This window comes from Corynebacterium sp. KPL3927 (assembly GCF_040225835.1).
Classification (GTDB): Bacteria; Actinomycetota; Actinomycetes; order Mycobacteriales; family Mycobacteriaceae; genus Corynebacterium.
Genome location: NZ_JBEHGD010000014.1, coordinates 1 through 19,491 on the forward strand (window position 1 = coordinate 1; position 19,491 = coordinate 19,491).

General features: G+C 60.9%; 18 protein-coding genes, 2 tRNA genes and 4 pseudogenes. 9 read left to right on the forward strand and 15 right to left on the reverse strand.

Annotated elements, in window-relative coordinates; all coding sequences use genetic code 11:
• Nucleotides 1–96: 96 nt before the first annotated feature.
• Nucleotides 97–348, forward strand: a pseudogene (locus ABRP86_RS07690) (transposase); the annotation flags it as partial.
• A gap of 335 nt (nt 349–683) precedes the next feature.
• A complete protein-coding gene (gene cmrA, locus ABRP86_RS07695; RefSeq protein WP_349863553.1) occupies nt 684–1,484 on the forward strand; it encodes a mycolate reductase in 801 nt (266 codons plus the stop codon).
• Here cmrA and ABRP86_RS07700 read toward each other — a convergent pair.
• Nucleotides 1,481–3,025 carry an alanine/glycine:cation symporter family protein gene (locus ABRP86_RS07700; RefSeq protein WP_349863556.1) on the reverse strand — a complete coding sequence of 515 codons (1,545 nt, stop codon included), beginning with the start codon at nt 3,023–3,025 and terminating at the stop codon, nt 1,481–1,483. The two genes, cmrA and ABRP86_RS07700, sit on opposite strands and share 4 nt — an antisense overlap.
• 161 nt (nt 3,026–3,186) lie before the next feature.
• On the opposite strand from ABRP86_RS07700, the gene orn reads away from it, so the two are divergent.
• Entirely contained in the window at nt 3,187–3,828 is a 642-nt protein-coding gene (gene orn / locus ABRP86_RS07705) for an oligoribonuclease (protein ID WP_349863558.1), read from the forward strand.
• 49 nt (nt 3,829–3,877) lie between these two features.
• A tRNA-His gene (locus ABRP86_RS07710) sits at nt 3,878–3,953 on the forward strand.
• A gap of 134 nt (nt 3,954–4,087) precedes the next feature.
• Here ABRP86_RS07710 and ABRP86_RS11685 read toward each other — a convergent pair.
• The 5 genes and pseudogenes from ABRP86_RS11685 to ABRP86_RS07725 form a co-directional block, all read right to left on the reverse strand.
• Nucleotides 4,088–4,223: pseudogene (locus tag ABRP86_RS11685) on the reverse strand (IS1249 family transposase); the annotation flags it as partial.
• 37 nt (nt 4,224–4,260) lie between these two features.
• Nucleotides 4,261–4,382, reverse strand: a pseudogene (locus tag ABRP86_RS11690) (transposase-like zinc-binding domain-containing protein); the annotation flags it as partial.
• Between the two features lie 120 nt (nt 4,383–4,502).
• Nucleotides 4,503–4,874, reverse strand: a complete 372-nt coding sequence (locus ABRP86_RS07715; protein WP_349863614.1) for a hypothetical protein — start codon at nt 4,872–4,874, stop codon at nt 4,503–4,505.
• Nucleotides 4,875–4,899: 25 nt separating this feature from the next.
• A pseudogene (locus ABRP86_RS07720) lies at nt 4,900–5,331 on the reverse strand (LLM class flavin-dependent oxidoreductase); the annotation flags it as partial.
• 20 nt (nt 5,332–5,351) lie between these two features.
• The gene (locus ABRP86_RS07725) at nt 5,352–6,557 is read right to left on the reverse strand and encodes a L,D-transpeptidase (RefSeq protein ID WP_349863560.1); all 1,206 of its coding nucleotides are present in this window, start codon (nt 6,555–6,557) and stop codon (nt 5,352–5,354) included.
• A gap of 209 nt (nt 6,558–6,766) precedes the next feature.
• Here ABRP86_RS07725 and ABRP86_RS07730 point away from each other — a divergent pair.
• Nucleotides 6,767–6,839: transfer RNA gene (locus tag ABRP86_RS07730), tRNA-Lys, on the forward strand.
• Between the two features lie 100 nt (nt 6,840–6,939).
• Here ABRP86_RS07730 and ABRP86_RS07735 read toward each other — a convergent pair.
• The 5 genes from ABRP86_RS07735 to ABRP86_RS07755 form a co-directional block, all read right to left on the reverse strand.
• A complete protein-coding gene (locus ABRP86_RS07735; protein ID WP_284771617.1) occupies nt 6,940–7,701 on the reverse strand; it encodes an ABC transporter ATP-binding protein in 762 nt (253 codons plus the stop codon).
• Nucleotides 7,692–8,747, reverse strand: coding sequence for a FecCD family ABC transporter permease (locus ABRP86_RS07740; RefSeq protein ID WP_349863564.1), 1,056 nt, complete (start codon nt 8,745–8,747; stop codon nt 7,692–7,694). The genes ABRP86_RS07735 and ABRP86_RS07740 overlap by 10 nt, the downstream gene beginning before the upstream one ends.
• Entirely contained in the window at nt 8,747–9,916 is a 1,170-nt protein-coding gene (locus ABRP86_RS07745; protein ID WP_239269887.1) for an ABC transporter substrate-binding protein, read from the reverse strand. Before ABRP86_RS07745 ends, ABRP86_RS07740 begins: the two co-directional genes overlap by 1 nt.
• A gap of 83 nt (nt 9,917–9,999) precedes the next feature.
• Nucleotides 10,000–11,277 carry a glutaminase gene (locus tag ABRP86_RS07750; protein ID WP_239269888.1) on the reverse strand — a complete coding sequence of 426 codons (1,278 nt, stop codon included), beginning with the start codon at nt 11,275–11,277 and terminating at the stop codon, nt 10,000–10,002.
• 58 nt (nt 11,278–11,335) lie between these two features.
• Entirely contained in the window at nt 11,336–11,614 is a 279-nt protein-coding gene (locus ABRP86_RS07755; protein WP_239269889.1) for a DUF3618 domain-containing protein, read from the reverse strand.
• 97 nt (nt 11,615–11,711) lie between these two features.
• On the opposite strand from ABRP86_RS07755, the gene bcp reads away from it, so the two are divergent.
• The 3 genes from bcp (at nt 11,712) to ABRP86_RS07770 (ending at nt 13,872) form a co-directional block, all read left to right on the forward strand.
• Complete coding sequence (gene bcp / locus ABRP86_RS07760; RefSeq protein ID WP_284637683.1) at nt 11,712–12,179, forward strand: thioredoxin-dependent thiol peroxidase; 468 nt, start codon at nt 11,712–11,714, stop codon at nt 12,177–12,179.
• Between the two features lie 4 nt (nt 12,180–12,183).
• The gene (locus ABRP86_RS07765) at nt 12,184–12,801 is read left to right on the forward strand and encodes a TetR/AcrR family transcriptional regulator (RefSeq protein WP_349863567.1); all 618 of its coding nucleotides are present in this window, start codon (nt 12,184–12,186) and stop codon (nt 12,799–12,801) included.
• A gap of 84 nt (nt 12,802–12,885) precedes the next feature.
• Nucleotides 12,886–13,872, forward strand: a complete 987-nt coding sequence (locus ABRP86_RS07770) for an HNH endonuclease signature motif containing protein (RefSeq protein ID WP_239269892.1) — start codon at nt 12,886–12,888, stop codon at nt 13,870–13,872.
• A 21-nt stretch (nt 13,873–13,893) separates the two neighbouring features.
• On the opposite strand, the gene bioD is transcribed toward ABRP86_RS07770, so the two are convergent.
• Both bioD and ABRP86_RS07780 read right to left on the reverse strand, forming a co-directional pair.
• Nucleotides 13,894–14,568 (reverse strand): dethiobiotin synthase, encoded by a 675-nt coding sequence (gene bioD, locus ABRP86_RS07775; RefSeq protein ID WP_349863569.1) that lies wholly within the window; start codon nt 14,566–14,568, stop codon nt 13,894–13,896.
• A complete protein-coding gene (locus tag ABRP86_RS07780) occupies nt 14,565–15,839 on the reverse strand; it encodes an adenosylmethionine--8-amino-7-oxononanoate transaminase (protein WP_239269919.1) in 1,275 nt (424 codons plus the stop codon). Before ABRP86_RS07780 ends, bioD begins: the two co-directional genes overlap by 4 nt.
• Before the next feature lie 41 nt (nt 15,840–15,880).
• Here ABRP86_RS07780 and ABRP86_RS07785 point away from each other — a divergent pair, with 41 nt between their 5' ends.
• Nucleotides 15,881–17,275, forward strand: a complete 1,395-nt coding sequence (locus ABRP86_RS07785) for a peptide MFS transporter (RefSeq protein WP_349863571.1) — start codon at nt 15,881–15,883, stop codon at nt 17,273–17,275.
• A 4-nt stretch (nt 17,276–17,279) separates the two neighbouring features.
• On the opposite strand, the gene ABRP86_RS07790 is transcribed toward ABRP86_RS07785, so the two are convergent.
• Entirely contained in the window at nt 17,280–18,185 is a 906-nt protein-coding gene (locus ABRP86_RS07790) for an SPFH domain-containing protein (RefSeq protein ID WP_284771626.1), read from the reverse strand.
• 56 nt (nt 18,186–18,241) lie between these two features.
• The gene (locus ABRP86_RS07795; protein WP_349863574.1) at nt 18,242–19,480 is read right to left on the reverse strand and encodes an alpha/beta fold hydrolase; all 1,239 of its coding nucleotides are present in this window, start codon (nt 19,478–19,480) and stop codon (nt 18,242–18,244) included.
• Nucleotides 19,481–19,491 lie beyond the last annotated feature (11 nt).

A 19,491-nucleotide genomic window follows, 5' to 3' on the forward strand; every position in this document is an offset into this window, starting at 1 on the left:
ACCACCAGCAGAAAAGAAATAGCTGCCTAACCACTAGGTAGCTCCACTACGTGTCCACGATTTGCGGGCAACCCCAATCCGGCTGATAAGGCCAAGATTGATGCGATTGAAAAGAAGCTTCTTGCTAACCCTGAGATGGCGAAACTTATTGATGAGCTAGGCACTTCCACCACGGATGCCAATGATTTGGTTCGCGGTATGTTGCAAGCTTCAATTACCCGCGGGCTGAACGCGGAAATGGATACCCACCTGGGTTATGCATCCGGTGATAGAGCAGCTAAAGCTACTGCTGGAACGGATAATTACCGCAATGGCACGTATCCGAAAACCGTAGATTCTAATTACGGGCGGCCCTGTTTGCGGACTGCGTTGACGATGGCCATGTTTCGGTTAGGACTATTCATAGTGTCAAACATGTCGCGACTGATGAGTAAAACATCACCCGACACAGCCAGGTAACCCTAAGCGTCAACTATGTCGCGACTGACCTGTCAATCATCACGACCACTTCCCCAGGAACAAACTGTCAAATAAGTCATGAATTCGGACACTGCTGGGGGCACCGTGTGAAGTCTCGAGACATCGTTCCTTTAAGCTACGATGCCTCGAGACTTTTTCGCAGCGTGCCGGCTTTTTGTCTACGCTAGGGTCTTTAGCAACTGGCTCCTTCGAAAGGCTCGACAATGTCACTTCCGGCACCATCTCGTACCTCCTACGCCCTGGTTACGGGCGCTAGTCAGGGCATCGGCAAGGCGATGGCCCACGATTTCGCGGCGATGGGCTATAACGTCATCCTCGTTGCCCGGCGCGGCGAAATCCTGAAAGACATCGCCACAGAACTTGAGCGCCGCCACCACATTGAGGCCATTGCCTTGCCCGCGGATTTGGCCACTGATGAGGGGGTCGAGGCGGTCATTGATGCCATCTCCTCCAAGGAAGTCTCCATCCTGGTCAATTCCGCCGGCATCGCCAGCTTCGGGCCCTTCATGGACCAGGACTGGGGCTACGAGACCTCCCAGTTCGCCTTAAACGGCACCGCCGTGCACCGCCTGACCCGTGCCGCGCTGGAACACATGCTCCCGCGGCGTGCGGGCGCCATTTGCAATGTAGGCTCAACGGCCGGCAATATCCCCATCCCCAATAACGCGACCTACGTCTTTACCAAGGCCGGGGTGAATGCGTTTACGGAGGCGCTGCACTATGAGCTCAAGGGCTCTGGGATCAGCTGCACCCTGCTAGCTCCTGGGCCGGTGCGCGAGGCCACCATCGCCGAGGAAGACCAGACCATCGTGGATAAGGTCGTGCCCGATGCGCTGTGGACCACCTACGAGTCCTGCTCCCAAGAGACCATCGCGGCCATGCAAAAAGGCCAACGCCGCGTGGTCCCTGGCCCCTTGTCAAAGGCGATGAACGTGGTCAGCAAGGTGTTGCCAACCCCAGTCATCGCGCCGCTTATCGGGCGTTTTTATTCCCAGATGGGTTAACTTTCAGCATTCTTGCCGGCTGCTTGGCTCCCGGCTGCTTGTGCCGCCGCGCGGGCGTTTTTGCGGTCCACCCAGAAGTCCGCATTCTTGATGCCCACCGCTTCTGGGTCGAATTCCGGATCCTTGCCCGCCTTCTTTTGCTTCTCGTAGTCCTTCAGGACCTTAAGCGCCGGAACCTGCAGGAAGAGGATGGCGATGATATTTAGCCATGCGGTGGTACCCACGCCGATATCGCCCAGTGCCCAGGCAGAACCCGGCGTCGTGGTGGCACCCACGATGACCGAAACGATGATGAGGATGCGCAGCGCCCACACCAGGCCGCGGCGAATCGGGCGAGACTTAACCCAACGGTTGAAGTAGGTCAGGTTGACCTCGGACATGTAGTAGTACGCCAGCACGGTGGTAAAGGCGAAGAAGGCAATGGACACGGCGATAAACGTCGGGCCCCAACCGGCAAAGACGCTATCGAGGCCGGATTGGACGAAGCCGGGGCCGACCGCGACGTCATCGGGAAGCGAGCCTTGGTAGACAACCTCGCCATCCTCGGATTCGCCACGGAAGACCGTGTACATATCCGTGGAGATGATCATAAACGCCGTTGCGGAGCAGACGAAGAGGGTGTCGATGTACACGGCGAAGGACTGCACGAAGCCCTGCTTAGCCGGGTGGGAGACTTCCGCGGCGGCAGCGGACTGCGGGCCGGTACCCTGGCCGGCCTCGTTGGAGTAAATACCGCGCTTAACGCCCCACATGATGGCCACACCCAGCATGCCGGAGAACCCAGCCTCGAGGTTGAACGCAGACTTAAAGATAAGGCCGAAGACCTCTGGAATCTGCGAGTAGTTGATGAGCATCACCACGATGGAAATGCCGATGTAAATCACGGCCATAAACGGCACGACAAGGGTGGCGAAGTTAGCGATGCGCTTGACTCCACCGATAATGATGATGGCCAAAATGCCGGCCAGGACAACCGCTGCCCAGGTGGAGTTAACACCCCACGCGGTATCGGCAGCCGCGGCAACCGCATTGGCCTGGATGCCCGGCAGGAAGTAGCTGGTGGCCAAAATCATGGCGATCGCAAAGAGGATGCCATAGACCATCATGAACGGCGCGGCCTTGGTGTGCTTATACGCTTTTTCGATGTAGTAAGCCGGGCCACCGCGGTACTCGCCGGTGTCCTGGTCTTTTTCTTTATAAATCTGCGCCAGGGTGCACTCGATGAAGGAGGTGGACGAGCCCAAAAGCGCCACAGCCCACATCCAGAACACCGCACCAGGGCCACCGAAGGCGATGGCCGTGGACACGCCGGCGATATTACCCACGCCCACGCGGCCGGATAGCGAGACCATCAACGATTGAAAGGAAGAAACACCGTCGTCGGATTTTTCACCCTTGGAAATTTGCCGCAGCATATCCGGTAGGCAGCGGACCTGCAGGCCCCGCGTTACCACGGTGAAATAAACACCCGCACCCAAGCACAAAAACACGAGGGCGGGCGACCAAATTATGGAATTGAGGGCATCGAGAAAGTTTGCCATCGAGAAACTCCTTAGTCATTCGCACCTCCCTTGTGAAGCACGATATAGAAAGTATGCCGTAAATCACTTCCCAGTGTCGGTAAAACGATAGGTAAATTTTTCTTTTCGCTTTGTGGGGTGCAGATCGGACCGCGCGGAGGGCCCCGTCAGTCGGGGTTAGAATGGAACGCATGTCTTCTCCCGAAATCGCCGCAAAATATGATCGCCTCGTGTGGATCGACCTGGAAATGACCGGCCTCGACCCGAAACGCCACGTCATCGTCGAGGTGGCCGCAGTCATCACGGACGGCAACCTCAACATCCTTGGCAAGGGCATCGATCTCGTCGTCCACGCCACCGAAGAGGAACTATCCCAGATGGATTCCTTCGTCACCGAAATGCACGCAAACTCCGGCCTCGATAAGGAAATCCGCCAGTCCACCACGACCATCCGCGAGGCCGAGGACGCGGTACTGGCGCTCATCAACGAGCACTGCGAGCACCCGGCTCCCCTAGCCGGCAATTCCATCGCCACCGACCGCACCTTCATCCGCACCTATATGCCGCGGCTAGATGAGGCGCTGCACTACCGCATGATCGATGTCTCAACCATCAAGGAGCTCGCCCGGCGCTGGCACCCGCGGGCCTACTACAACCAGCCCGATAAGGGCATGGCCCACCGCGCGCTGCAGGACATCATCGAGTCCATCCGCGAGCTCGATTTCTATCGCCGCAGCGTCTTTCGCACCGATGAGGGCCCAACTTCTACCGAAGCCGAGGAGCTCAAGGCCGAAACCACCGCCGATTACCAGGCGTTTTTGTAATTTACGCGGCGTGAGTTAACCTATATCTCGTTGCTTTCGCGCAACGATGGTGGCTGTAGTTCAGCTGGTAGAGCACCAGGTTGTGATCCTGGTTGTCGCGGGTTCGAGTCCCGTCAGCCACCCCAATCTCCCGAGCCCCGCGCTCGGGATTTTTTATATCTCCACCACCATTTCCTCCGAGCGGGGGGTTAAACGACAAAATGTGTTGTTTTCTGGCGTGTCGGGGTAAACGACATTTTGTGTTGGTGGACTGCGTGGTTTAGGGCATGTGGCCTTTGCGTATTCCCATAGAGTGGTTGTAGGCAACTGTCGAAAGTTGCTGGTCGGCCGTATTCACGGCCGATGGTGGCTTGTGTTTCTTGGTTGGCTAGGGTGTGTGCTTTGGCTCGTGGGTCTGCGCCCTGATTCGCCCACTTTCCTGGGTCGGCCTCTAGCGCGAGTGACAGTGGCTTTACAGGCGTTCCATCGCCATCGCTGGTGCATAGGTGCTTGTAGTCCCGTATTTTGGTGCACACCTCGCTACAGACGGGGCATCGAGGATGATTCTTACTCATCCATTCATCGTGAACCTCAGCGCTTAGCACATCAGCACGCCCCCGGCGGTATTTCAGGTCCGAGGCTGCGTTATGTCTCCGGATAAGTGAAATAATCCTAATACCAGCAGGCCAGACGGGCTAAACATATAACTTCACCAACACATCCTGTCGTTTAGGCCCCGAGCGGGCCCTCCCCGCGAGATCCGGCATGTCTCCGGTAATCAGGAACTCATCGACGCCCAGCTGCTTGCCGATGCCCCTTAGTTCCTCCCCCACTTCCCCCACCGTCCCCCAGACGTCGTGGCCCAGGGACTCGTCGATGCGGCGCTGTTGCTGGCTCGTTAGCCCCTCCAGATCCAATTCGCGGGCTGGGCGCAGCGGCGCGAATTCCCCGGTGGACTGGGCCATGACCTTTGCATAGGACTCCGGCAGCAAAAGGTCCCGCGCTTGGTCCGCGGTATCGGCCACGGCGATATTGAGGGAGGAGATGATAGGTGGGCGTGCCCGCATACTCGGGCCGCACCGTCACCGCCGCCTCTCCGCGCAGGTAGCGCAACAGGGCCTCGACCTCGTTCTCGAACTGCGGCTTGAGCTCCAGCGGATCGCCCTGGCGCAGCGCCTTGCGCACTGGCGCCGTAAAGCCCACCGAGGAGCCCAACCCAATATCGATCCTGCCGGGGTACAGCGCCTCCAAGAGGTTAATCTGTTCCGCGACTAGAAACGGCGGGTGGTTGAGCACCATAATTCCTGCGATACCCACGCGAATGCGCTGCGTGCGCGCCGCCACGTGCGAAGCCAACATGCCCGGCTGGCCCGCTGGGATGCCCGGCACCCCGTGGTGCTCGGCGAGGAAAAACCTGTGAAAACCCAGCCGCTCCACATGCTGCGCATGCTCGGCTACCCCATCGAGTGTGCCTGCCGCCCCGCGGTCCAAAATAGAAAAGCGCATGGCCACCACTGTAGCCATGCGCCTAAAAATTGTGCGGATTATTGATTAGCGTCCGCGTTGCCCTTGGACCATTCCTCCCAGGGCATATTCCAATCGCCCAAGCCGTCCAAGGGGTTAAGCGTCCCACCATAAGTATTGATTACGTGGACGATATCGCCGCGCTTGACGGTGTTCTGGAACCACTGCGCGGCCTCTGGCGTGACGTTGATGCAGCCGTGAGAGGTATTGGAATTACCCTGCGCCCACACGGACCACGGTGCGGAGTGCACGTAAATGCCGGAATAGGACATCTGGGTAGCCCAGTCCACCTCGGTGCTGTAGCCGCCCGCATCGTGCGCAAGCCCGAAGGTCTCAGAATCCATCAGCAGCGACTGGTGCTGATCGCCAATGACATAGCGCCCATTCGGGGTGTCATATTGATAATCGCGACCCAGCGATACCGGAATGGTGCGCAAGAGCTCCTTGTTCTTGTAGACCTTCATGGTCTTGGTGGCATTATCCACCAGCGTGACGGTGCGATCCCCGATGGTGAAATCCGTCCCGGTATTTTCCCCGCCGTAGATGCCGCCACCGAGGTCCTTGCCGTATTGATCGACCTTGACCTCAACCTTGGTGCCCGGCCCCCAATACTCCTTGGGGCGCCAGCGCACCTCTTGGTTATTCACCCAGTAGAACGCGCCTTCCACCTCTGGGTTGGTCTTAACCGTAATCGTGTCCTCTGCCGCCTTGCGGTCGGTGATATAGGTGCCGAAATTGACGCCGATAACCTGGCCCACACCCACCTCAGAGCCAGGGATAGGCGTCATCGCCACCTGGGCGACGCCCGCCGCCTGGGAGGTGGAAAAGCTCAGGTTCTTCTTATTGCCATCCTTGTCAGTGGCCACGATGGAATAAGTGTGGTTATAGCCAAGATCCTCCGCCGTAGTCCACTTCTTACCGTCCTCAGAGAGTTTTTCTTCAACTTCCACGCCCAGCTCATTGGTCATGGTCACGCTCTTGAGCTCGGTGGTGGATTCCACGGTGACAGGCTTGGATGGATCGACATCCTCTGCCCCATCCTTCACGGAGGCGGAAAGCTTGGACTTTTCTTTCTGCTCAGATTGCTCAGCTGAGCTCGAGGTAGATTCCTGGTCCCCCGAGCGGTTTTCAGCGGCGGAATTAACGGAGCACGAGGCTGCTACCAGGGAAATGCACACAATGCTCGCAGCAGCAATGCGGCGGGGTTTAGGGAGGGAAATAATCACTAAGTAGACCTTAGAAATACAGTAGTTCTTTCAAGACCAATCCAGACTATCGCCTTGCCACCCCAAATACCAGAAACAAGCGCACCATTATCCAAACTGTTATATTCCCCCAGAAATGTACTATGAGCTGGCGATTTTACAGTTTTTCAACCGGAGTGCTAAAGTTTCTACTCGTTGCACAGAGAGCCACACGGCAGGACGTCAACACTGCGCCATTAGCTCAATTGGCAGAGCAACTGACTCTTAATCAGTGGGTTCGGGGTTCGATTCCCTGATGGCGCACAACAGCAAAATCGCGAGGCAAGCACCTCGCGATTTTTTCTTTTTCAAAGCTAGCAGTTCAAGGCTAGCAAAAAGGCCGAGCATCTCGCTCGGCCTTTGCTTATTTCACGCGTTGGGGCGCGACGACGGGAACACCGCGGTGCTCCACGATGTCCGCCTCTACCCCATAAACACTTTCCACCAGTTCGCGCGTGAGCACGTCTCCAGGCGTGCCCTGGGCACGAATACGGCCGGATTTGAGCACCACCAGCTGGTCACACATGCGCGCGGCCAGGTTGATGTCATGGATGGCCACCAGCCCCAGGCTGCCTTCGCGCCTAGCCTTCTCGCGCACCTCCTCGAGGACGAAGAACTGGCGATGCAGGTCGAGCGCGGACGTCGGCTCGTCCAAGAGCATCAGGCCGGGATTTCCCACCAGCATCTGCGCCACGGCGACGAGCTGACGCTGGCCGCCAGATAGCTCGTTGAGGTAGCGCGAGGCAATGGCGTCCAGCCCCATCGCGTGCAGCACCTCGCCGGTGCGGGTAATAGGGTCCTCGCACGCTTCCCGACGCGCCGCGATCAGCACCGTTTCAAACGCCCGCAGCGCCGCGGTGCTGGGCAAATCCTGCGGGACGTAGCCAATCAGCTGGCGGCGGCGCTTGCCCCGCGGGCTTTCTCCTTCCACCAGGAAATCCACCTCGCCCTTGTACCCGCGGTGCACGCCGGCAAGGGACTTGATCAGCGTGGTTTTACCGGACGCGTTGGGACCTAAGAGGCCAACCAGTTGACCGCCTTGCAGCGTATCCACGTCTACCGCTTCGAGCACGGTGTGCTTGCCGTAGGCTGCGCTTATACCGCGCAGGGTAAGTTCTACGTCCACAGCGCCCTCCTTCGAGCCATCACGATGGCGATAAAGAACGGCACGCCCAAAAGCGAGGTCACGATGCCAATCGGAATGGCCAGACCCGGCTTAATCATCAGGCTTGCCGCGTGCGCCGCACACATCACGGCCGCGCCGGCGGCCATGGAGGCGGGCACGAAATAGCGCTGGTCCTCGCCCACCAGCATACGAGCGATGTGCGGGCCCACGAGGCCGATAAAGCCGATGATGCCGGCGAAGGCCACCGTCGTTGCCGCCACGAGGGAGACCACGATGAGCACCACCACGCGTAGCCGCGCGGTATTAATGCCCATGGCGGCAGCGCGGGCATCGCCAAGCCGCAAGGCCGTAAGCCGCCACGACAGCGCCCACAAAATGGGCAGGGCAACCAGCAGCACACCCGCCAGCACGCCGTTGGCGGCCCAGTTCGCGCGCGTAAGCGACCCCATGGACCAAAAGACGATCTGCTGGAGCGCCTCGGCCGAAGACTGGTACTGGATAAGCGCGAGCATGGCCTGGAAGAAAAAGACCAAACCAATGCCCAGCAACACCATGGTCTCCGCTTTCGCACCCCGGATAATGGCCGCCACGACGATGATCGCCGTCGCCACCGCCGCAGACAACCACGCCACCAGCGCCAGGTTGAACTGCGGCTGGGTTAGCAGCTGCCACTTGAGCACGATGGAACTAGCGCCGCCGAAGGCCGCCGCGGCGGAAATACCGAGGGTAAACGGCTCCGCCAGCGGGTTATTCAAGATGGTCTGCATCTCCGCGCCGGCCAGCGAGAGGCTGACGCCGATGAGCAGGGCCATAACGGCCATCGGCAAGCGCAGCTTCCACAGCACCGTATGCGTCTGGTCATCCAGGCTCGAGGGATTCACGATGCCCCTGATGACCTCGCCGGGGCTGATGTCGATGGCGCCGACGAAGTTGCTGACCACAAACGCCACCGCCGCAATGAGGCACAGGCCCGCGACGATGCTGATGCGCTGCCAGGTGAGCTTCTTGTGTTGCTGCGTAAGGGCAGCTACCTCCGCACTCACCATTAATTCGTGCTAAAGAAGGTTCCCTCGCCAGCAACCGGCGAGTACTTTTCTTGCGCTTGCATCCACTGCTTGTCGATGTCCATATCCTCATACGCCTCCGGGTTGATCCATTCCGCGATCTGCAGCAGCGCCAGGTAGTTGAACGGCGAGTTGTAGAACTGGTGCCACATGCTGTGCAGTTTGTGTTCCTTGACCGCGCGCAGGTTCTCAAAACCGGGCTGGTGGCTCGGCAGCTTGGTAACGCTCGACTCCGCCTCATCTTCACCGATGCCATAGCCCACCGCGGCGTAGCCCACGGGGTTGCCCTCATCGTCTTTCATTTCGGACCAATCGCCGCCGGTGGCAATCACCATGTCTGGGTCAGTCTCGAGGACCTTTTCTGGGGTCAGGGCACCGGATTCGCCTGGGATGATGCCGTCGGCCACGTTTTCGCCGCCGGCGACGTTGACCAGCTGCGAGATATTGGAGTCATTCCACGAGCCACAGCAGTCCGAGACACCGGCCGCGCGCCAAACGAAGGTCTTGGGCTTGTCCTTTACCTTGTCCGCACGCTCCTTGACCAGGTCCACGGTTTCTTGCCACTCTTCGTTGAATTCCTTGGCGCGCTCTTCTTTACCGAAGATCTCACCGAAAATATCCATGGACTTGGTGGTGTTTTCCAGCGGCTTGGCGCGGAAATCGGTCACGGCGTACTTGAGGCCTGCCTGATCCATCTTCTCTGTCAGGCCTGCCTCTTGCGAGGCGTCGTACTGGTCCTTGGACAACACGATGAGGTCTGGATCCAAGCTCACCAGGTTTTCCACGGTGACATCGCCCTTGGTGAACCCGCCGATTTCCGGCAATTCATTGACCTTGGGCAGCTTTTCTTCCAAGACGTTGTAGTAGTCCGGCACGTTCTTCTTCAGGTCGGATCCGATGCCTACGACCTTATCCAGCGGATCCTCGGTATTGAGGATGCCGGTGGCGAAGATGGAGCGGCCCTCGCCTAACAGGACGCGCTCGGGGGCCTTGTCGAGTTCTACGTCGCGGCCCGCGAGGTCGGTGAAGGACAGGGCAGCATCGTCGCTGCCGCCGCCGTTGTTGGTTGTTTCTTCGTCGGTGCTGCAGCCTACAAGTGCGGTGGCGGAGGCCGCCACCACGGCCATTACCTTGGGGAATCTATATGCCATCTTGAGTCCTTGGTTAGTCGGATTCCTCGAATTGAGGATAAGTGCGAGCTTATCCTAGCTTAACCAAGTAAGGTGAACCAAACCTAAACTACCTCCTCGGCGATTGCGTAATCTTCCGGCTCACCCTTGGGCACCTCAGTGCCGTCCGCCATGGTACGGTCCTCCAATTCGCCGTCCGGATCCACGATGGCGATATCGAAACCAGCCTCGCGGATGCGCCGGAGGCCTTCCTTCAGCATGCGCCGGCCCATCCGGTTGGATCCGGTGATATGGGATAGCTCCAGCACCACCGTGCCCTCACCAAATTCGCATTCGGTGAGCTGATGCAAGATGGTCTCCGCCGCGTTGAAGTTGATAAGGCCCTGCAGGAAGATCACCGTGAGGTCGTCCTCGGTCTCCATCCTGCGCACGGGGTGCACGCCGTAGCGCTCATCCGTGGACATCAAGTGCAGCCCCATATCCTTCGACAGCAAGGTCAAGGCATCCACTCCGCGGACGGAATTGCCCTCCTTATTAAGCCGCGGCGAGAAGGTCGCGACCCCCAATTGGCCGGGCAGGGTTCCCAGCAGGCCGCCCGAAACGCCGGATTTCGCTGGGATTCCGACCTCGGCCATCCATCGCCCAGCGCCGTCGTACATGCCCGCAGAGCTCATGACAGAAAGCGTCAGGCGGCAGACATCGGCATCGAGGATCTTCTCCCCCGTCACCGGCTGCGTGCCACCATTGGCCAAGGTGGCAGACATCACGGCGAGGTCGCGCACCGTGACCTTAATCGAGCACTGCTCCACGTAGGTCGAAACCGCATCGTGGGCCTCGTCCTGGATGATGTCGTAATTGCGCAGCATGTGCGCCAAAGACAGGTTCCTATCAGAGACCTGCAGCTCGGAATCGCGCACCTTTTCATCGAGTTTCAGCTCGCGGCCCGCCAGCCGCGAAAAGTAGGTGCGCAGCTGTTCCACGCGCTCGGCCGGATCCGAATCCACGCCATTAATTAGCTGCGTTACCGCGATCGCGCCCGCATTAATCATCGGATTCACCGGCCGGTGATCATCGCGGTTGAGCGAAAGCTCATTGAAGGCCTCGCCGGACGGTTCCATGCCGACGATCTCGCGCACCGCATCCAAACCGAGCTCCTGCAGCGCTAGGGCATACGCAAAAGGCTTCGACACGGACTGCAGGGTGAATTCCACCTCAGCATCGCCGGCGGAATACACATGCCCCGTCGTGGTGCAGATGGCCACGCCGAGGTAGTCCGGTTCCGCCTTCGCGAGCTCGGGAATATAGTCCGCCACCGCGCCGCTGCGATTTCCTCGCACCCGAGTCAAAATTTCCTGCAAATAAAAAGGAATTGGAGTTTTCATCGCGACCTAGCATACGAAAAAAGCCCCCACGGCGCGCGTGGGGGTAAGGCGGGGAAAATTAGTGGCGCTCAGACAGCAGGCGCTGCAATTCCTTCAGGTCGCTCTTGCGGCGACGCGAGCGGAACACGGAAAAGGCAATCAGCCCAACGACGGCGGCGCCGACGCCACCGAGTACCAGCTGCACGTTGCGGTCCTGCAACTTTTCGGTGGCGGCATCCTTGGCGTCATCGACGAGGTTTTGCGGCTTGCTGCGATCCGCAATTTCATCCAGGGTGCTAGCCAGCTGGCGCCGGGTGCGTTCGATATCGCGTTGAATATCTTCAATATTGCGTGCCACGGAATTCTCCTCTTAGCTTAAGTTTCGCTCTTAACGAGCTTATCTTACCGTGCAGGGTCTCCACCGCGCAGGCTGGGGAGCACGTAAAGTGGGGTCCATGACTGAAACTCGTTTGAACGTAGGAGATACCGCCCCCGCTTTTTCGCTTGCCGATGCCACCGGCAACACCGTTTCCCTTTCCGATTACGCAGGCCAGCGCGTGCTGGTGTACTTCTACCCGCGCGCCAATACCCCAGGCTGCACCAAGGAAGCCTGCGATTTCCGCGATTCCTTAGCAGAGCTCAATGACCTCAATATCGCGGTGGTAGGCATCTCCCCCGATAAACCCGAGGCACTGGCGAAGTTCCGCGATGATCACGATCTCAACTTCCCGCTGCTTTCTGATCCAGATAAGTCCGTCATGACCGCGTATGGCGCCTTCGGGGAGAAGAAGAACTACGGCAAGGTGGTCCAAGGCGTTATCCGTTCCACCTTCCTCGTGGAGCCGGATGGCACCATCGGCCAGACCCACTACAACGTGAAGGCCACTGGGCACGTCGCGCGCGTGATGAAGGGCCTCGAGTAAGCCGGTGGAGGAAATCCTCGTCCCGCGGCGTCGGCCAGCGCAGGCGCGCAGCCGGGAGCGCTTTGAGCGCATTGTTCAGGCGGCGCGCGCCGTGCTTGTCGATGTCGGCTTCGAATCCTTCACCTTCGATGAAGTCGCCCACCGTGCCGAGGTTCCGATCGGTACGCTGTATCAGTTCTTTGCCAATAAATACGTGCTCATCTGCGAGCTCGACCGGCAAGATACCGCCACCAGCCTGGCCGAAATCGAGCGTTTTTCGCGCCTCGTACCAGCCCCGCAGTGGCCGGATGTCTTGGATGAATTCATCGACCACTTGGCGCGCATGTGGCGCGAGGCCCCTTCCCGGCGCGCCGTCTGGCACGCCATCCAGTCCACCCCGGCGACGCGGGCCACGGCCGCCGATACCGAGCTGCAGCTCTTGGAGCCGCTCGCCGAGATCCTTCGCCCGCTGGCCACCGAGCACAGCGATGCGCAACGCATTGAGCTGGCGCGCTTCCTTATCCACACCGTGGTTTCGCTGCTCAATTACGCCATTTCGGGCGATCCAGACAAGTTCGATTCCGTGGTCATGGAGCTAAAGCGCATGCTGATTTCGTACCTCTTTGCGGTGGCCGCGGGATAAGTTTGTAGACGTTTATACAAGTTATCCACAGGCGGGCGCTGGGCGCGATTGGCGCCGCGGTAGCGCGCGCCTAGATTTGCAGGCATGAACGCACTGCAGGCCTATGCCACCCAGATTTCCTCGGCGATGGATATCCTCGCCGAGGCCCACGGCATGCCTGAGAGCGACCTCATCGAGCTCGGATTGCCGGATGTCGAGGCCCGCGAGCTGCTCGCGCTGGCAGAGGTTTATTTCGGCACCACTTCCTTTAGCCGCAAGCAGCGCCTTGCCGCCGCGGGCGCGCGCCACCACGATTTGGTGACCCTGAAGCTCATCGAGAAGTACGCCACCCGTGCTGCCACCAAGCGCGCCGCGTGGAACCTGCGCGTAGAGCTGTGCCGGCAACACGGACCGGCCTCCGAGATTGCCCAGCTCGCTAAAAAACGCCTGCGCGAATGGCGCCCGCGCCGCCGGCCGCCGCGCGAGGGCGTACAACTCCTGCGCCGCCCGGATGGCCCGTGGACGATGCGCATTACTGCGCCCTCGTCCTTCCTCGCGGATCTCGATTCCGCCCTCGACCCCGATAACCCACTCGCATCCTTCCGCGAACTCCTCCGCGGCGAGGGCGCTGCCACGGTACAGACCACGACGAACGTGATTATCCCGCTCAACGCACTGGATCAAATACTGGAAGGCGATGGCGACGAGGTCACGCTTCGGCTCACCAACGGCTCGACCATTACCGGCGCGCAGCTCGTCGAGCGCACCTTTAGCGAACACGGGCTAGCCACGCTTATCCACCCAGTGAAGGGCCCGGTCAACCTGTATCGGACCTCGCGGTTCGCCTCGGAAAAACAGCGGCTGATGGCCGCCGCCGAAAACCCCACCTGCCCGTGGCCGCCGTGCAATCACCCGGCGGATAAGTCTCAAATCCACCACCTGCAGGCGTGGAAGCACGGCGGGATGACCAACGCGGACAACCTCACCGTGTGCTGCCCGTACCACAACGGGGTGAACCAAGACGATCCGAACGCCCCTCCCCTGCGCGGCCGCCTTGCCCGGGTAAACGGCAAGGTCCGCTGGGTCCGCTAGCGCTGCCTCATCGAGGTAGCGCTACTCGGCGTGCGCAAGCAACTCCGCACACACATCACCGGGAAAGAGCTCTCGGGTCATCCGGGCGAAGTCCTCCCCGCCCAGCGCTCCGGCCCCCTCCTGCACGCTGCCCCACAACCGGCAGCCCGTGACCGCAGGAAGCTCGTCCACGTTCAACCGCGTCGCCAGATCCGGCCTCGCGGGCAAACTGCCGCCGATAAGCCCCATCACGTTAATCCTGCGCCGCTGCGCCTCGCGGACGGTGAGCTCGGCGGCGTTGAGGCTGCCAAGACCGAGGGAGGTGACAATGAGGAGGTTGGTGGCGACATCGGCAAGCGTGTAGTCGTCTGCCAAACGCACCAGCAAGCCGCCGGCACCTTCCACCAGCACCACCCGGCCTGGTGCGTCCAACCCTGCGATCCAGTCCCAGAGTTCCTCTTTGCTCGGCGGAGTCATGCGGGCCCGGCGCGCCGAAAGGTTCGGTGCCAGCGGCTCGGGAAAACGCACCATCTCCGTGACCTCGACCCCGGCCAGGGCCCGCACCGTCGCCGCATCGCCGCTATTGCCCGGCTCGCCGGTCTGCAGGGGCTTGGCATAGACGACCTCGCGCCCACTCTGGGCAAGGGCGCTGGCGAGCACCGCCGTGGCCACCGTCTTTCCCACGTCGGTATTGGTGCCGGTGACAAAGATAATCATCGCTTTCCTCCTCCTACCGCAGCGCGCACACCGCGGCAAATCTGCGCGACCTCGTCTTCGGTACTGATAAAAGGCGGCATGGTGTAGATAAGGCGGCCGAACGGGCGCAGCCACACGCCTTGGTCCACCGCCGCGTCCGTAGCACCTGACATATCGACGTCGCGCTCCATCTCCACCACGCCGATAGCCCCCAGCACCCGCACGTCCGCCACGCCCGGCTCGTCCTCTAGCCCGGAAAGCCCGGCGCGCAGCTGCTTCTCGATGCCCGCAACCTGCCCCCGCCACCTTCCCTCCAGGATCATGGAGGTCGCCTCGGCAGATACCGCGCAGGCCAGCGGGTTGGCCATAAAGGTCGGGCCGTGCATCAGCGCGCGTGGGTGCATACCCTCGGCAACCCGGGCGGTGGCGAGCGTGGCGGCCATCGTCATGAAACCGCCGGTCATCGCCTTACCCACGCACATGATATCCGGCACCACTCCCGCCGCCTGGGTGGTAAAGAGGTCCCCGGTGCGCCCAAAACCCGTGGCTATTTCATCCGCGATCAGCACGATTCCGTGGCGGTCGCAGATTTCGCGCGCCCCGCGCACCAGCTCGTGGTCGTGGAAGCGCATGCCGCCGGCGCCTTGGACGACGGGCTCGATGATCAAGGCTGCGACTTCGTTCGTAATGCAGCCTTCCAGCTCGCGTAGGTAATCCGCGCGCGCCTTCTCGCTCGCCCCGCGCGTGGGCGGTGCTGGGGCGAAAACCTGCTGCGCCAGGGTGCCGGTCCACATCGAGTGCATGCCGCCATCGGGATCGCACACGCTCATCGCGGCAAAGGTATCGCCGTGATAACCCGAGCGCCAGGTCAGCATCTTGGTGCGCTCCGGGTGGCCGATCCCCTGCTGGTATTGCAGAGCCATCTTGATGGCGACCTCTACCGAGACCGATCCCGAGTCCGCATAAAAGACCTGCGCGAAGTCGTGACACGTAAGCTCCATGAGATTGGCCGTCAGCCGCGCCGCCGGCTCGTGCGTGAGCCCGCCGAACATCACGTGGCTCATGCGATCGATCTGCTCCTTGGCGGCAGCGGTGAGCCGCGGATGGCTGTGGCCGTGGGCGGCGGCCCACCAGGAGGACATGGCGTCGATGAGGTGGGGGCCATCGGCAAGCGTGAGGTGGACTCCCGCAGCCGACTCCACGACGCGCGTGGGCGCGCCGGGCTCGGCGTAGGGGTGCCAGATGTGGTGGGCATCGATTGTAGCTATGTCGTTAGTAGAAATATCCACCAAATTAGATCTAGCACACACTCTCGGCCGCTACAGTCCTTTTTATGAAAGTTCTTGAACGGCGTTCAATTCGCCGCGTACCCGTGGTTTTGCCGGCGGTTGCGGGCATCGAGATGTGGGAGCGCTTCAGCTTTTATGGCATGCAAGCCATCCTCGCGTACTACCTCTACTCCACCTCCGGCGGGCTCGGCATGGAGCAAACGCAGGCCACCGCGCTCGTCGGCGCGTACGGCAGCCTGCTCTATCTTTTCACGTTTGTGGGCGGCTGGGTCAGCGACCACCTCTTGGGCGCCGAGCGCACCCTACTTACCGGCGCTGGGCTGTTGGTGTGCGGGCACTTTGCCCTTTCGCTTATCCCCGGCACCGCTGGGCTCATCATCGGGCTCTTGCCGCTCGCGCTTGGCTCGGGGCTGCTCAAGACCGCCGCGATAACGATTCTGGGCGCCGCTTTCCCCGCCGAGGCCGGCGCGCGCTACGGGGCCTTTCAGATTTTCTACCTCGGCATCAATGTCGGCGCGCTTTTTGGCCCCATGCTCACGGGCTGGTTGGCCGAGGAATACGGCTACCACGCCGGATTCTTTGCCGCGGCGGTGCTCATGTGCTGCGGGTGTGCCACCTACGGCGCGCTGCGGAAAAAGATAGACGCGCCAACTCGTCCGCCTCATCCCACCCAGGCCCCAGGCAAGGCGGGCTTGGTCGCGCTGGCGGCGCTACTGGCCGGCGTGCTGATCATTATCACCGTTTCTCCGGCAACGCTGACGATGCTGCTTCTTATCGCCACGGTAGCGGCCGCGGTGGGGCTTTTTGCCAGTATGCTGCGATCCTCGCGGGTCACCGCGGATGAACGGCGCCGCATCCTGGATTTCATTCCGCTTTTCGCCTGCTCAACGGCCTACTGGACCCTGCAACCGCAAATCTACGGCGTGCTTGCGGTCTATTCGGATCAGCGCCTCAACCGATCCATCGGCGGATTCGAGATCCCGCGGGCGTGGACGCAATCGCTCAACCCGCTATTCATCCTCCTGCTCTCGCTACCCTTGGCCGCGGGCATGACGCGCTGGGCCAACTCGCGGCGCGCGCTCATGGGCTGCGGCATCATCTTCGCCGGTGCGGGCATGTTCCTTCTGTTGCCCTTTGTGGGAGGCGGGGAAAATTCCACGCCGTTCCTGGTATTAGCGGGCACCATCTTTTTGATGTCGCTCGGCGAGCTCTTCATCGGCCCAGTGGGCATGGCCGCATCCGCCGCGCACGCGCCGCGGGCATATGCCACCCGCTTTTCCGCGCTGTACTTCCTCACCATGGCCATCGGCACCTCGTTGGCCTGTTCGATGTCGCAGCTGTACGATCCCACCTCGGCATCTGCCGAAACGACCTACCTCATCATCATGGGCGGCGTCCCCGTCATCCTGGGGCTGGTCCTCCTCCTGCGGCGCAGGTAAGCTCCTATCGCCCGGCGGACTCATCCAGGGCGCGGTCCGCCATGAGTACGTCGCGCATACCGCTGAATAGATCGCCCATTCCCTGCGGGTTGGACGGCATGTAGAGCACGGAGGCTTGGCCGTTATCCGAGACATCGACCATCGCGTCGAGGTACTGCGACACCAGCATGAGGACCTCGGGAGATTCCTGCACACCGGCATCGCGCAGTAGCTCGTACTGCTGGGCGATGCCCTCTACAATCTCCTTGCGCTGCTCGGCAACACCCCTACCCTGCAGCTTCTTTGCCTCCGCGGCACCCTCGGCTTCTTTGACCACGCGGATCTTTTCCGCCTCCGCCTGGGCGATGGCCGCCTCGCGCTCGCGCTGCGCCGCGTTAATGGAGTTCATGGACTCGCGCACGCGGGAATCCGGGCGAATATCGGTTACCAGCGTATTGACGAAGTTCCAGCCGTATTCGGCCATATTATCCCGGAGAGAGGCCGCCACGTTCTGCGCGATGGTGTCCTTGGAGGAAAAAGACTCGTCCAAGCCCATATTCGCCACCGACGAGCGCACATTATCTTGCACATAGGCCACGATCTGTTGCTCGTGGTTGGAGAGCATATAAAAGGCCTCGCGCTCGCGGCCTTCTACCACCTCGTACTGCACCGCAACCGGGATTTGGACGAAGACATTATCCTTCGTCTTGGTTTCCACCATTACGTCCAGTTGGCGCACCTGCAGCGAAATCTTATCGCGCACGCGGTCGATCCAGGGCATCTTGAAGTGCAACCCCGCGTGGGCGACTGTCTGGAATTTACCCAACCGTTCCAAGATGGCCGCCTCGCGGGTACGCACGATGTAATAGCCATCAAATACGGTGGCGAGAATCAGCAAGATGATGATACCGATGATGATTAAGCTCAACATTCCCTCTCCCTAACTACGTATGGGAAATTAATTTTCGCACAGGCGGAAAGCGTTCGCTAGTGGTCATCGATAAGCGCAAAGAGCTTGCCCATCACCTCCGCGCCGTTCTCGCCGATGCCATTGTGCTGGTACTCATTCGTCACCCACGGCCGCAGATCGCCCAAGTGCGCGGCGGTGGCCAAGGATTCTTCCAACGGTACGAAGATATCGTCGAGGTAGATGGCGGCGGCGGTGGTGGGGGCATCGGCAAGCGCATAAGGCGCAGTAAAATCCCGCTCCGCCAAGCCGTGCGCGCCCTCCTTGAAGGCCTGCAGCGCCGGGTCCTCGTCGAACTGCCACGGGAAAATATGCTCGCCGGTCAGCCAAGTGCCGGACTCGGCAAACTCCGGGAACTCCTCGCGCACGCGGTGCGCCGACCACTGCGTCGCCGCCTGCCCGCCGCTGCCGGCATAAATGGACTCGTGGATCGCCGCATAAAGCGGGGCCTCCGCAAAGCTCACGCGCTCGCCGATGCCCCACAGGAAATCATCCCGCAGCACCTTCTCTCCCCGCACGGTACGGAAGGGCTCTTCCAGGAGGTAGGCCAGGCCGTCGAACCCGGTGCCCCGCCCCAAATCGGTGCCAATGGTGCGAAAGCGCAGCGAGGACAGCCGCTCGCCGGTGTGCAGGCGTTCATCGGAATTATCAAGGTGGGCGATGATTTCCTCGATGCGGCGCCGCACCCAGGGGAACTCGCGGTAGAAGCGCTCCTGGCGGGCCTTGAGCTTGCTAAAAGTCGAGCGGTAAAGGTGATCCGCGCCCTGCAGCGTGGGGATGCCACCGGTGAAAAACGCGTGCTTGACGGACTCGGGAGCCTGAGACAGGTACGCAGTGATGCAAAAGCCGCCGAAGGACTGGCCGAACAGGGACCAAGTCTCCAACCCCAGGTGTTCGCGGAGGCGCTCGGCATCGCGCACGATACTGTCCTGGCGCAATAAGGCCAGGTGTTCGGCGCTGCGCTCTTCTGCGGGGCTCAGCCTATCGATGCGGTGCGATCGCCCCGTGCCGCGCTGATCGAGGAGGATGACGCGGTAGCGCTCGAGCGCCTTGCCGATAAGCCCCGTCGGTTTGACCGGCCGTGGGGCCGGAAAACCTGGGCCTCCCTGCAGGTACAGCAGCGCCGGCAAGTCCTCGCCGCCTGGCGGGATGATTTCGCGGGCATAGAGAGCAAAAGTCCCGCGCGGATTGTCATAATCCCACGGTACTTCCAGGGTGTGTTCAATAATATCGTGGCCGAAGCGGCGGTAGTGAGTCATGCCCACCCAGG

Coding starts and splice junctions, on each gene's coding strand:
- cmrA (WP_349863553.1), top strand. CDS start 684: ATGTCACTTCCGGCACCATCTCGTACCTCCTACGCCCTGGTTACGGGC.
- ABRP86_RS07700 (WP_349863556.1), bottom strand. CDS start 3,025: ATGGCAAACTTTCTCGATGCCCTCAATTCCATAATTTGGTCGCCCGCC.
- orn (WP_349863558.1), top strand. CDS start 3,187: ATGGAACGCATGTCTTCTCCCGAAATCGCCGCAAAATATGATCGCCTC.
- ABRP86_RS07715 (WP_349863614.1), bottom strand. CDS start 4,874: ATGCGGGCACGCCCACCTATCATCTCCTCCCTCAATATCGCCGTGGCC.
- ABRP86_RS07740 (WP_349863564.1), bottom strand. CDS start 8,747: ATGGTGAGTGCGGAGGTAGCTGCCCTTACGCAGCAACACAAGAAGCTC.
- ABRP86_RS07745 (WP_239269887.1), bottom strand. CDS start 9,916: ATGGCATATAGATTCCCCAAGGTAATGGCCGTGGTGGCGGCCTCCGCC.
- ABRP86_RS07750 (WP_239269888.1), bottom strand. CDS start 11,277: ATGAAAACTCCAATTCCTTTTTATTTGCAGGAAATTTTGACTCGGGTG.
- bcp (WP_284637683.1), top strand. CDS start 11,712: ATGACTGAAACTCGTTTGAACGTAGGAGATACCGCCCCCGCTTTTTCG.
- ABRP86_RS07770 (WP_239269892.1), top strand. CDS start 12,886: ATGAACGCACTGCAGGCCTATGCCACCCAGATTTCCTCGGCGATGGAT.
- bioD (WP_349863569.1), bottom strand. CDS start 14,568: ATGATTATCTTTGTCACCGGCACCAATACCGACGTGGGAAAGACGGTG.
- ABRP86_RS07785 (WP_349863571.1), top strand. CDS start 15,881: ATGAAAGTTCTTGAACGGCGTTCAATTCGCCGCGTACCCGTGGTTTTG.
- ABRP86_RS07790 (WP_284771626.1), bottom strand. CDS start 18,185: ATGTTGAGCTTAATCATCATCGGTATCATCATCTTGCTGATTCTCGCC.
- ABRP86_RS07795 (WP_349863574.1), bottom strand. CDS start 19,480: ATGACTCACTACCGCCGCTTCGGCCACGATATTATTGAACACACCCTG.